Origin of the sequence: Imperialibacter sp., from assembly GCF_040222385.1 — a bacterium.
Classification (GTDB): Bacteria; Bacteroidota; Bacteroidia; order Cytophagales; family Cyclobacteriaceae; genus Imperialibacter.
The window spans coordinates 264,514-277,327 of the sequence record NZ_JAVKDF010000027.1; the positions used below are offsets into that span (position 1 = coordinate 264,514).

Genomic DNA, 12,814 nt, shown 5'->3' on the forward strand with positions numbered 1-12,814 from the left:
TATATGGCATACAGGTCTATTTATAAATGCTATAGATGAGATGCGGAGGGACTGCTACTTTTTAAACGAACTCAACTCCACATAGCTGTTCAAATTACCTTTTTCATCGTAGGATTCGCTTTTCACCATTCCTGCGCCTTCACTCAGGTACTCAACGCTCGATGAGTTCATCGTTCTTTTCATGCCCATGATCGACATGGTAGACTCTGAGTCGTAGGTCATTTTGAAGCAATCGTACGTGCCTGCTGCCGTGGTTATTTTCTCTTTGCCCACTACCTTTCGGTTCTTGACCGACACCGTGGTGTTGGTGGCCATGGCTTTCATGGCTGGATTGTCTGAAATGATTTTCACCACAAAGGTTAGGTCGTTCAGCGACTGTCCTGCTTTCAGGTCAGAGGGAATGGTGAGTTGGTCTCCCTCAAATGCAATCTGCACGTCTTCCATGCCCTCCATTCCCTGCGGCATAAAGTTTCTCATGTCCATTTTAAAAACGCCATCTTCACAAGCCATCTCAATTTCATTGTTGCTTAGCTCTTTCTTTTTGTCGTACATGGTCACCCGGGCCTTGATAGTTTGGTTGTTGCCAGAGCCGGTCACAGACAGAATCTCCGTCTTATCTTGAGAAACTTCTTTCCCTTTTTTATTGAAATAGGTTCTTTCTATCACCGCCCCCTCATTATAGTTGAAATAGGGATTGCACTGGCTAAATGCCTGATGAGAAAAAATAAGAAGGCCGATTGCGAAAAATGATTTGAGTAGTTGCATGGGAAAAGTATGTTTTGCATTATTTTCCATAAAAATAGCACAAAAGCAATAGCAAGTCAATGACGCTCAGACAGCAATCACTGCCTATGAGCCCCACCCTCCGCCTCCTGGCGTTTCAATGACAATGGCATCTCCTGCTTGCAAATCCATTTCGTCAACACCCTTGAGGTCAACGACTGAACCATTGCTTTTTTCAACAAACTGTTTTCCTGTTGCTCCAGGTTCGCCTCCCTCCAAGCCATAAGGCGCCTCTACCCTGTGCTGAGTGAGGAGGGTGAGCTCAACGGCCTCGGTAAAGCGAAGTTTTCTTACAATGCCGTCGCCGCCTTTCCATTTGCCGGGCCCTCCCGATCCTTTTCGGATAGAAAATTCTTCGACATGTACAGGATACCTCCATTCCATGATCTCGGGATCAGTGATGCGGGTATTGGTCATGTGGTGGTGAAGGGCATCGGCACCGTTGAAACCTGGCCCGGCACCCGTGCCTCCGCAGATGGTTTCGTAGTAGCCGAAGCTTTTGTTGCCAAACAGCAGATTGTTCATCGTTCCCTGACTGCAAGCGGAAAGTTTCAGCGCTTTGATCAGGGTGTCTACCAAGCGCTGGCTTACTTCTGTGTTTCCTCCAACGACCGCTGGGCACTGCGAAGAGTCGGCTGGAAAAGGCGGGTTGAGCAAGCCTTCGGGGAGAATAATTTCCACTTGCTTCATGATGCCCTCATTGAGTGGAATGTTTTCCGAGATGAGGAGACGAAGTACATAAATCACCGCACTGCGTACAATGGCGGGCGTCGCATTCAGATTGCCCGGATGCACCCTTGACGAACCAGTAAAGTCAACCGTTAGCTTGTCGTTTGTCCTCTGTAGTTTTACTTTCAATGGGCTTCCATCGTCCAGTTTTTCTGTAGCTTCAAACTCGTTGCCCGGAAGCTTTTGCAATTGGCTCCAGAGCTTTTCGTTGGAATAGTCTTTGAGCCGCTGCATATAATGCAGCACTTTTTCGGCTCCTTCTTTCTGGCAGAGCGAAAGCAAGGCACTTTGGCCAGCCTTAATTGACGACAATGCCGCATTCAAATCGGCCATATTCTCTGCCACGGCCCTGGTGGGGTGGCTGTGCGCTGTAAGCACCTTTTCTATGTCGGACCATCGTGCTTCTCCCTTTTGGATCAATAGCATGGGGTTGATGACAACTCCCTCTTCTGCCAAATTCTTTGCATCGGGCGGCATTGAGCCTGGTCTTTTGCCTCCCAGCTCCGCATGATGGGCCCGATTGGCCACATAGCCCAATAGTTTCGTTCCCTCAAAAACAGGTGCAATCAACGTGATGTCGGGCAGGTGTGAGCCACCGAAGCCGGGGTGATTGGTGACTGCCACATCGCCAAGGCCAAGAGGCAGCACTTCCAACACCTTGCGCACGCATAGTCCCAGCCCCCCCAAATGCACGGGGATGTGGGGTGCATTGACCACCAGCTCCCCTTTTGGATCAAGAAGGGCGCAGGAAAAATCGAGGCGTTCTTTGATGTTCACAGAAAACGCCGTACGCATGAGCAGCGCACCCATTTCTTCGGCAATGCCCCGAAACCTATTGGTAAACAGCTCGAGTGCTACGGTTTCGTGTACCTCGTTGAGACCTGAGGAAGAGGCTTCTGTCAAATCTAAAATGACATTGAGCTCGTGCCCTACATTGGCTTGCCAGCCCGGGGCGATCCATGTGGTTGAAGTTTTTGAAGCTAGTAGAGCGGGGCCTTCAATTTTCGCTCCCGGAGACAAGGTTTCCCAGTCGTATAGTTGGGCCGGTAGTTGTTTACCCTGGTGCGTTATTTCTTTGGTTCTTAGCGATTGCGCAGGATGTACTATTACTTGTTCTGCGCCAGCGTGGTCACCTGTCCTCAGCGCAGAAACTTTCACCTTTATTGACTCCACCTCTATGGCCCGGTTTTCTACCCAATGACCAAACAGCTCTTCATACTTGCCTTTGAAGGCAGCATGCAGGCCACTATATTTTTCAGCTTCAACTTCTATCACAGCATCTTGCCCAGAAAAGCGCAGATAGGCGGCCACAAATGTGATTTCTGAGGCCAGAATTCCTTCGTTTCTGAGCATCGAACAGGCATCGTCGGCTGCCGTGGCGACGATCGTTTCGAAATCATTCTTCAAATCATCGAGCGGTTTCAATACTTGTTGAGTGACCATTCGCTCCTCAACGGCCTTGCCAATGCCGTAGGCACTCAGCAGTCCGGCATCGAACGGCACAATGATTTTTTTCATGCCAAGCAATTCAGCAATGGCACAGGCATGCTGTCCACCAGCCCCACCAAAAGCCAGAAGCGCATGCTCGGCCGGGTCGTATCCTTTTCTTGTGGAGATGTTTCTAATGGCCTCTGCCATCCGCTCGTTAGCAATTTGCAGGTAGCCTTCTAGCAGGCTGTTGGCTTCCGGAAGGTTTTCGGTTTGGTTTTTTATTTCGTTGAGCTGCTCTTCCAGCCGTTTCGTTGACTCTCCTTTTTGCACCGGAACGCCAAACTTTTCCTCATCCACCCTACCTAGCAGTAGATTGACGTCTGTTACGGTGAGGGGCCCGCCGGCACCGTAGCAGGCCGGCCCAGGTTGGGCACCGGCACTTTCGGGGCCCACGGCTAGCTTATGGCCATCAAACGAGCAGATGGAACCGCCACCTGCTGCCACGGTTTCCACAGCCACCGAAGGAGAGGCGATTTTTGCCTGGCCCACTTCACATTCGAAGCGGTAGTCGGGTTTACCAGCATACCGGCTCACGTCGGTGCTGGTGCCGCCCATGTCGAGGGTCAGGATGTTTTTCTCACCACATACTTTTGCAATTTCGGCAGCACCCACCACTCCTCCAGCCGGGCCGCTAAGCAAGCTGTCTTTTGCGTGAAAATCGTTGGCGCTGATGAGGCCACCCGCACTGGTCATCACTTTCAGTGAGCTGTCATCGGAGAGTCTATTGGAAACACCCGTCAGGTAAGAGGAGAGAATGGGGTTCAGGTAAGCGTCGGCCACCGCTGTTTCGGCCCTGGGGAGCAACTTGATAGCAGGGAAAAGCTGAGACGAAATAGAGACATACGTTAGTCCGGCTTTTTTGCACAGGTCGAGCACTTCTAATTCATGGGCTTGGTTCTTGAATGAATTAAGAAAAGAGACGGCGACAGACAGAATGCCCTGTTCTTTTATTTTTTCAATGGCACGTTCAACCTCGCTGGAATTTATAGTGACCAACACGTTTCCTTGTGCATCTATTCTTTCATCTATCTCAAAAACGGTTGAATAAAGCGGTTCTGGCTTTTCGATTTTTAAGGCAAAGATATCGGGCCGCTGTTGTGTGCCGATGCGAATCAAGTCTTTGAGCCCCTTGGTTACCAGCCAGGCGGTGTTTGCTCCCTTTTTTTCCAGCAGGGCGTTTGTTCCCCGGGTAGTGCCCAGCCGCATATCCATGGGCGGGAGTGCGTGGTCTAATGCTGTTTCGGTGATTAATCGGGCAGCCAGCACCGGAGCTTCTTCGCCACCATCCAGCTCGAAATCGCAGGGAAAAGTCAGCCTGGTCGGCAAAGAATTGACCAGAGTAACCGTAAGGTTGTTGGGGTCGAATTGGGCGATGGAATTACTGAGGAAGCTTTGGCCGAGAACCCTTATTTTGTAGCCCTTTAAAATATCTTTATCGACAGTAAACGTTGCATCAACACGAAAAGCATTTTCAGCCACCTGCTCAATAACTTTTCCCCTCAGCTTGCTGCTGCTGAGCACTTTCACTCTTTTTATCTCGCCTTCGGGTGTTTCTGCCAGGCAATCGGTAAAGGTGCCGCCGGTATCCACCCAAATCTTCCACTTTTTGTTCATGGCTATTTTCTTGCGACGCAAACTAAGTAACGGAACCTATTTCTCAAATTCATCATTGATTGGAGGAGTTGTTTTAGTATTGTGAATTTGAAAGCAATAACAATAATATGTGCCTGATCACCTTTGCCTGGAAACACCATCCCAACTATCAGCTGATTTTGGTGGCCAACAGGGACGAATTTTACCAGCGGCCCACTGCTCCGCTTGGCTATTGGCACGACAACCCGGATCTCCTTGGCGGTCGTGATTTGAAAGAGGGGGGCACATGGATGGGCATGCATCGATCTGGCCGACTTACGGCGATTACCAACCACAGAGGCCTCTCCAATATAAAGGGATCAGCTCCTTCGAGGGGGAGCCTAACGAAGGGCTTTCTTACCGGTAGCCAGTCGTCGCCGTCGTTTTATGAGGGTGTAAAGGGGCAGCTTGATCTTTTCAACGGATTCAACTTGCTTACGCTTGAAAGCAGGGAGCTACATTACTTTAACAATATTCAAAAAGAGTTGATACAGGTGAAGCCTGGTATGTATGGGCTTTCCAATGCTTTTCTCGACACACCGTGGCCAAAAGTGCAAAAGGCAAAGGGCTACTTTGAAGCCACCTTGAAAAAGGATCATCCCAGCGCCGCTGAAATGATCGAATGGATGGGCGATGGGGAGCTGGCGCCGGATGAGCAGTTGCCCGCTACCGGGGTTTCAGCTGACTGGGAAAAACAGCTGTCGGCTATGTGCATTCAGACTGAAAGTTATGGTACCTGCTGCACTACAGTTATTACGGTTGACAACAATGGTCGTGTGGAATACACGGAAAAGACTTATCCCAAAGGCAATAGAAAGTCGGGCATCATTACCGTTCAGTTTCCCAGCTAGTATTATTTTGAAAACGCCCTAAATGTTAGCAATTTTGCGGTTCCATTAACCCCCTAATAATTTCAAAAATGGTCACAATTGAAGATACTTACGGAATTGCCGAAGCTATTGAAAAGCTTGGGATTGAAAATAAAAATGCCGGATCCTCAACCGGCAAAAGCTGGATTGCCTCCGGTGGAGAGGTGATAGAAAGCTTTTCTCCGGCGGACGGAATGTTGATTGCCTCTGTGGAGTCTGCGACGGCAGCAACCTATGAGCAGGTGATAAAAAAGGCTGAGGAGGCATTCAAAAGTTGGAGACTTGTGCCAGCACCTCAGCGTGGAGAAATTGTAAGGCAAATCGGTGACGAGCTGCGGAGAAATAAAGAGCACCTTGGCAAACTGGTTTCCTACGAAATGGGTAAATCCTTGCAAGAGGGTTATGGTGAAGTGCAGGAAATGATCGACATCTGCGATTTTGCCGTGGGCCTTTCTCGTCAGCTGTATGGATTGAGTATGCATTCCGAAAGACCTGGCCACCGCATGTATGAGCAGTGGCACCCAATGGGTATTGTAGGCATCATTTCGGCTTTCAATTTTCCAGTGGCCGTGTGGAGTTGGAACACTATGTTGGCCTGGGTATGTGGCGATGTCTGCGTTTGGAAGCCTTCAGAAAAAACCCCGATCACAGCTATTGCCTGTCAGAAGATAGCGGCGAAAGTGTTCGAAAGAAATAATTTACCAGAAGGCATCAGCAGCCTCGTTATCGGCGACTATAAAATTGGCGAGCTTCTCTCCAACGACGCAAGAGTGCCTTTGGTTTCTGCCACCGGCTCTACCCGCATGGGCAAGAAGGTGAGCGAAGCTGTAGGTAGAAGACTAGGCAGGTCTCTGCTGGAGCTAGGCGGTAATAATGCCATCATTGTTTCGCAGCATGCTAATTTGGACGTGGCTATTATCGCAGCCGTGTTTGGAGCTGTGGGCACCGCAGGGCAAAGATGCACAACCACCAGAAGGCTCATTGTGCACGATAGTATTTTTGATGAAATGAAGACCAGGTTGACTAAGGCGTACTCTCAACTGAAAATAGGGAATCCGCTGAGTGAGAAAAATCATGTTGGCCCGCTTATAGATAAACTCGCCGTTGAAAATTACTTGAGCGCCATCAGAGAGGTAGAAAAGGAAGGTGGCAAAACCATCGTTGAAGGTGGCGTTCTTTCAGGCGCTGGCTATGAGTCGGGTTGTTACGTGAAGCCAGCCATTTTCGAAGTAAAGAATACGTTCAAAATTGTTCAGCACGAAACCTTTGCTCCAATCTTGTATTTGATTAAATATTCTGGTGATGTCGCTGATGCCATCACTCTTCAAAACGGTGTGCCCCAGGGCCTTTCTTCCGCAATTCTCACAGATAATCTGCTGGAAGCGGAGCAGTTTTTGTCACAGGCGGGAAGTGACTGTGGCATCGCCAATGTCAACATTGGGACCTCTGGAGCTGAAATAGGAGGAGCCTTCGGCGGAGAGAAAGAAACAGGTGGCGGCAGGGAGTCGGGCTCCGACGCATGGAAAGCCTATATGCGCCGTCAGACCAACACAATCAACTACAGCGCAAAATTACCTTTGGCTCAAGGGATAAAATTTGATCTTTAGCAGTGTATTTTACCAAAAAATTAGTAACATTTGGTGTCTTAGCCCTTTTACCTCAGGCTATGGCACCAACTAATAACTTAATATGGCAGTGACTGTAGCCCCCAGATTCAAAGCAGTGATGCTTATTGATGACAATGAGATCGATAATTTGATCAATCAAAAGATGATTGAGGCATCAACGTTATCTGAAAATATTTATGTGCACACCGGTGCCAAGAGCGCCATAGAGTTTTTAAGAAATATAGAAAAGCTTGGTGCGGCAGGGCATTCCATTCTCCCTCAAATCATTTTTCTCGACATCGATATGCCGCTGATGGACGGATTCCAATTTTTGGATGAGTTTGAAAAGTTCAGAGTGGAGACGAAGGATATTTGCAATATCGTTATGCTTACTTCGTCAATCAACCCTCAGGACGTAAACAAATCGAAGAAGTACAACTACGTTAAAAAATATATCAACAAACCCCTGACACAGGATACGCTCGAGAAGATAAAGTTCTAGACCACGGACACAGAACTGAGATCGTTTATGAATTTTTCATCCATTCTAATGAGCGTGGTTGGCGCATAAACTGAAATATTGGAGGAATTGAATTTCCTCGCCAATACCGAAATCTTATCTGCCTTCTGTTTTTTTGCTTCGCTGGTAGCTACTTTCAGAATCTTGTTGAAGATAACGACGTGGTCAATGTTTTCTTTGCCCATTAGTCTCACCTGTCTTTGAACGCTATTCATTAGCTGACTGAATAAATCATAGTCGCCCATCATACAGTACTGCAGGGCCAGCACCGATTTGATTTCAAGCTGGGCAAGCGGGTACTTCTTAAGACTTACTTCGTTGAGAAAATTGTTGATCCATTTAGCCGCCTCGTCATAGTTGCCGGCATAGTAGCAGCTCAGGGCCCGGTAAGTGACATAGGTAATATAGGCGGGTACGTTGAGAGGATTTGGCTCATATTCCGAAAACTGAAGCTGGTTCTCCTCTTCCAACGTGTCCTCTATTTTCAGACGGATGCTTCTTCGCAGCTTTGTAATGAGCAGCTGAGAAGAAAAAGTGAACGTGGGATAGTTCATCAGAAGCGTTGCCACTGCATCGTTCACTTCATCGAAAAATTCTTCTGACTTTTTATAAAGTTGATAGTGAGTATAATACTCCAGTTTTAGGTAGTCGAACAAAAGCGATAAATGGTGGTAGATAGAATCAAGGGTATATACCGAGAAGTAGCTTTCTACTTTTTTGAGAACATCCTCAATAGCCTCTTCATCCTGATTAAGTTCACTTTCCTTGTCGTCCACAAAAAGTCTGTGAAAAATATTTACCGCCGACTTGTACACATATAGCCTGTGCGAATCATGAAGTGCACTCACATTGGTAAGCTCTCTGAGCAAGTAACTAAGTCCCAGCTTTGACGTCTCATCTCCGGTAAGGTAGTAGTCGCCATAATTTTTAAAATAATCTGCCAGAATATCTTCAGCCTTGTCGGTGGCAAGCATAAAGGCGACGTGTTTGTTATAGAGCTGAGAGTAACTAAACTGCTCTGGCGAGTGCATGTGCAGGCGCTTGAGATATTTGTAAACGACCGTTAGCTCCGACGACAAATCGTAGTCTATTAGCTCTTTCTCCAGTTTCTTTAGCGTGGCAAGGGCAATGGCTCGTTTCTTGGTGAACACAACGTCGTTCACGTTAGCTACCTTTTTAAGAATATCAGTACGGGGGTTTTCCATTTGCTCCACCAGATACTCTTCAATTTTCTGGTTTAGTCGTGAGCGCAGCGTATAGTACGCATTGGGGTTGACACCCAACTCCTCCATGATCTTGTTGTCGCCAAGGCTTCGTTCTCTAATGCCCTTGAGCAACGAGGCCGATTTTTCGGCCGCACTTTCATTGAGGCTGTTATAAATAGCCTGATAGTCTTTATCGGAGAGTTGTTTGATAATGTTCTTGAGCTTTGCCATCTCTTACGTGTTTCTGGAAATTAAAATACCTATTTTTCAATTGTTTAGCTATAAGCTTCAATTTTATTAGCAGTGTAGTCGCTAAAAACTACTAAATGAGGTGGATTCTTGTTCCAAAAAATGAACTGAAGTAATAGCTGGCGTAATTGTGAACACAATTAGAAAGGAAGATGGACAAAAAAAGGAAGACTTGCGCCTTCCTCTTGAGTTAAATATCGAAGTGGAGCATATCGGAGTCGAACCGATGACCTCTTGCATGCCATGCAAGCGCTCTAGCCAGCTGAGCTAATGCCCCATTAAAACACCAAAGAAGAAATATCGAACCGCAACGAGCAGGCTCACACTGAAGTCTTGAATTGGGGACTGCAAAAATAGGAAAGAAATTGTATTCTCAAAAAGGTCGGCGGGCTTGCACTATCCTTTTCCAATAATAGTCGGATTTTAGGTTCGTTTCCATCACGCCAAGTTTTGTTGAGGCATGAATAAAGCGGATGTCGGTTTTGCCCCTGACGTCAGTCACCATACCAACGTGAGTGATTTTTCTTTTCCTTTTGCCCATGGCGAAGAAAATGAGATCTCCTTCTTCCAGGTCATTCAGCGAAACTTTTCGGCCCATTTTGCTCTGCGCATTGGATGTTCTGGGCACCTGAATGTTTGCTGACTCGAACGAACGGAGAATTAGCCCTGAGCAGTCGATGCCGCTCCGGGTGGTGCCGCCGTATTTATAGGGGGTTCCAGTGTATGACCTGGCAGATTGAATAATGACATCTACCTTTTTTGCTCTGGATTTTTTGGAGCCAGCACAGCCCGTGAGAATAAGAAAGGAAAAAATGAAAAGAACAAAAGAGGGCCTTAACTTGGACATATTTATCTGACGAATTTTCAGAACCGTTGAATTACTTTAAAATTACACAAACATTTGAAAAGAGGCTCAAATAATGTGCGGGATAACAGGAATTAAGGCATTTAATGAGGTCGGGCGGATCAATATGATTCACCTGGCCGCCGCAACTGAATCGCTCGCCAAAAGAGGGCCAGATAATCAGGGGCTCTTTTACGACCATTTTGTTGGGCTGGGGCACCGTCGTTTGAGTATTATCGACGTCTCTGAAAGCGCTCACCAGCCGATGTCGGATGCCTCCGGCCGATATCAAATCGTATTTAACGGGGAAATATTTAACTACAAGCAGCTAAGGAAAGGCCTGCAGGAAAAAGGAGTGTCGTTCCAAACCGAAAGTGACACCGAAGTGCTTCTTCAGCTGTATATATTATTTGGCAAAAAGGCACTGAACCACCTGAACGGTTTTTTTTCTTTCGCCATATTTGATGTAGTTGACGGCTCTCTATTTATCGCCAGAGACAGGTTGGGCATCAAGCCGCTTTATTACTACCACGACGAGGACAAGCTGATTTTTGCCTCAGAAATGAAGGCCATTATGCGCTATGGTATTCAGAAAGAGCTATCATTCGAATCGTTGCTTACGTATCTTCAGCTCAATTATATTCCAGCTCCGTTGACTATCCTCAAAGGCGTCCATAAGTTACCCCCTGGGCATTTCATCGAGTGTAAAAAGAATGAGGTGACGGTTGAGCAGTGGTACAAGGTTCCATTCGAGGCAAGTAGAACTGTTGGGCGTCATAGCTATTCCGACAAGCAAAGGGAGCTGAGGGAGCTTCTCACCGGTGCCGTAAAACAGAGGCTGGTGGCGGACGTTCCTCTTGGCACATTTCTTAGCGGAGGTACCGACTCTTCTGTCATTGCAGGCATTGCCTCGAAACTGCATCCTGGCATTCATTCCTTCTCCATTGGATACAAGGACGACCCTTTTTTTGATGAAACGGAGTACGCTGAGTTGGTGGCCAGGCATTTCAACACTCAGCACCATGTTTTCAAGCTGTCAAACGATGACCTGCTTAATCATTTGGATGGCATGATCAGTTATATCGACGAGCCATTTGCAGACTCGTCGGCATTGCCGGTGTACATACTTAGTGAAGAGACCAGAAAGCACGTAACAGTGGCGCTTTCCGGCGATGGAGCTGATGAGCTCTTTGGGGGCTACAACAAGCACCTGGCCTGGCAAAAAAGCGTTAACTCGAGTTTTTCGAATGTCATGGCAAAGCGCCTACTCCCACTGTGGAAAAGTCTCCCTGCGTCAAGGTCGTCGGTTTTAGGAAACAAGGTAAGGCAGCTGAGTAAATACGGGGAAGGGCTTAAGCTATCTGCCGAAGACAGGTATTGGCGGTGGGCCAGCTATATGGCAGAAAGTCAGGCGCTGGGCTACCTGAGCCAGTCAGCAAAGGAAGAACTTGTTATGGATACTTACCTTGGACATAAGGGAGATTGGTTGCTTCCGCTGCACAAATCCTCTTCGCTAAACAGCTTTCTTTTGGCAGATACCCAGCTAGTATTGCCTGACGACATGCTGACGAAGGTTGACCGGATGTCGATGGCGAATGCGCTGGAAGTAAGAGTGCCATTTTTGGATCACAGAGTGGTGGACTTTGCTTTTGGGCTACCCGAAAGTTTTAAGATTCACAACGGCACAAGGAAAAGGATTTTGCAGGATGCATTTAAAGATTTTCTTCCTCAGAAGCTTTACAATCGTCCCAAAAAAGGCTTTGAAGTGCCCCTGCTAAAATGGATGCAAAACGAGATGAAAAGCACGCTGGACAGCATTGTTTTTAATGAAGATAAGTTAAACGAGCAGGGAATTTTCTGCCCTCAGCAGCTAGTTTTGCTTAGGCAACAACTGCACAGCAACAACCCGGGAGATGCGCATGCTACCACGTGGGCCTTATATGTTTTTCAGAAATGGTGGGAGAATTACTTCAAATAAGAGTCAATCAAGCATCAGTGCCTGACTGCCAGAAAGCGGGGTCTTTGCCCACTTTGCGAATGGCTTCCAAAAAGAACTTTGCATCCTCAACATTCCACGATTGCGGTGAGTCGCCCCAAAGAGACCTGAAGCCGTCAATGGTGATATAATTCCTCCAGGCATTTTTCTTCCAGAAGTCTAGCAAGTTGGCGATGGAAGAAATATAGTCTTTGGTGAACATGCCAGTAGGGGCATTGCAGATAAAGCTTTCGAGGAAATAGGATGGAGTTCTGTTCTCGTCCATATGGCCCATCTGCACCAGCCGGTCTCTGATGTTTTTGAAAACCCTTACGGTAGCAAGAAACTGGCCCTGTGAGCCGCTTTCCTTCACTGCCTCGTAAGCATTGTGCTGCTTTGGAAAATTAATGATGAGCTCTTTCCCTTTTTTCGTGTAAAACGCCACACCCAGTTTTTCTACTTCATCTCTTCCGTGCTTGATAAACAGCTTGTATTTGAAGCATACCAGCACATTGACGGGGAGGCGATTAGGAGAGCCAATGATATGAATGGCGTTGTCTCCATCCTGCACCGACCCTTCGCCAAAAGCATTTTGCATGCTTTCAAGGATGTTTTCTCTGAAGCTTTTGTAGCTAAGGCCTTTTCCTGCAAAAGGGTCTTCGTTGCTTTTGCTGGAGCCTGTTATTGAGGTCAGCTCAATCGCTACGTCAACCGGGGTATTGTATTGAGTATTGGTGCCATTGAGGTGAGAGCCATGGAGGTAGTAGGCTACTCTAACAGATTTTGGGAATCTTTTATAGCCAGCCAGGGCGTTCTTAACTACTGCAATTGTTTCATCAAGTTTTTCTGCCTTTATGCGGCTGGACCATTTTTCTAAAAGATCCTTTTGAGACGCCATAATCTTTACTGA

At 47.2% G+C, this 12,814-nt stretch carries 9 protein-coding genes and 1 tRNA gene; 4 read left to right on the top strand and 6 right to left on the bottom strand.

Annotated elements, in window-relative coordinates:
* Nucleotides 1–54: 54 nt before the first annotated feature.
* Nucleotides 55–765: a TapB family protein gene (locus RIG68_RS14090; RefSeq protein ID WP_350123307.1), complete on the bottom strand. Its 711-nt coding sequence runs from the start codon at nt 763–765 to the stop codon at nt 55–57.
* Between the two features lie 84 nt (nt 766–849).
* Nucleotides 850–4,617 (bottom strand): hydantoinase B/oxoprolinase family protein, encoded by a 3,768-nt coding sequence (locus RIG68_RS14095; protein WP_350123310.1) that lies wholly within the window; start codon nt 4,615–4,617, stop codon nt 850–852.
* A gap of 107 nt (nt 4,618–4,724) precedes the next feature.
* On the opposite strand from RIG68_RS14095, the gene RIG68_RS14100 reads away from it, so the two are divergent.
* The 3 genes from RIG68_RS14100 to RIG68_RS14110 all read left to right on the top strand — a co-directional run bounded on the left by RIG68_RS14100 (nt 4,725) and on the right by RIG68_RS14110 (nt 7,613).
* Nucleotides 4,725–5,486: an NRDE family protein gene (locus tag RIG68_RS14100; RefSeq protein WP_350123313.1), complete on the top strand. Its 762-nt coding sequence runs from the start codon at nt 4,725–4,727 to the stop codon at nt 5,484–5,486.
* 68 nt (nt 5,487–5,554) lie between these two features.
* On the top strand, nt 5,555–7,111 hold the full coding sequence (amaB, locus tag RIG68_RS14105; protein ID WP_350123316.1) for an L-piperidine-6-carboxylate dehydrogenase: 1,557 nt from the start codon (nt 5,555–5,557) through the stop codon (nt 7,109–7,111).
* 82 nt (nt 7,112–7,193) lie between these two features.
* Nucleotides 7,194–7,613, top strand: coding sequence for a response regulator (locus RIG68_RS14110; RefSeq protein ID WP_226940619.1), 420 nt, complete (start codon nt 7,194–7,196; stop codon nt 7,611–7,613).
* On the opposite strand, the gene RIG68_RS14115 is transcribed toward RIG68_RS14110, so the two are convergent.
* The 3 genes from RIG68_RS14115 to RIG68_RS14125 all read right to left on the bottom strand — a co-directional run bounded on the left by RIG68_RS14115 (nt 7,610) and on the right by RIG68_RS14125 (nt 9,932).
* Entirely contained in the window at nt 7,610–9,067 is a 1,458-nt protein-coding gene (locus RIG68_RS14115) for a hypothetical protein (protein ID WP_339784317.1), read from the bottom strand. The two genes, RIG68_RS14110 and RIG68_RS14115, sit on opposite strands and share 4 nt — an antisense overlap.
* A 221-nt stretch (nt 9,068–9,288) precedes the next feature.
* Nucleotides 9,289–9,362, bottom strand: a tRNA-Ala gene (locus RIG68_RS14120).
* 96 nt (nt 9,363–9,458) lie between these two features.
* On the bottom strand, nt 9,459–9,932 hold the full coding sequence (locus tag RIG68_RS14125) for a C40 family peptidase (protein ID WP_350123319.1): 474 nt from the start codon (nt 9,930–9,932) through the stop codon (nt 9,459–9,461).
* 73 nt (nt 9,933–10,005) lie between these two features.
* Here RIG68_RS14125 and asnB point away from each other — a divergent pair, with 73 nt between their 5' ends.
* Nucleotides 10,006–11,907 carry an asparagine synthase (glutamine-hydrolyzing) gene (asnB, locus tag RIG68_RS14130; RefSeq protein WP_350123322.1) on the top strand — a complete coding sequence of 634 codons (1,902 nt, stop codon included), beginning with the start codon at nt 10,006–10,008 and terminating at the stop codon, nt 11,905–11,907.
* A gap of 7 nt (nt 11,908–11,914) precedes the next feature.
* Here the strand turns inward: asnB and RIG68_RS14135 are convergent, their stop codons facing one another.
* Nucleotides 11,915–12,802, bottom strand: coding sequence for a nucleotidyltransferase-like protein (locus RIG68_RS14135; protein WP_350072532.1), 888 nt, complete (start codon nt 12,800–12,802; stop codon nt 11,915–11,917).
* Between the last annotated feature and the right edge of the window lie 12 nt (nt 12,803–12,814).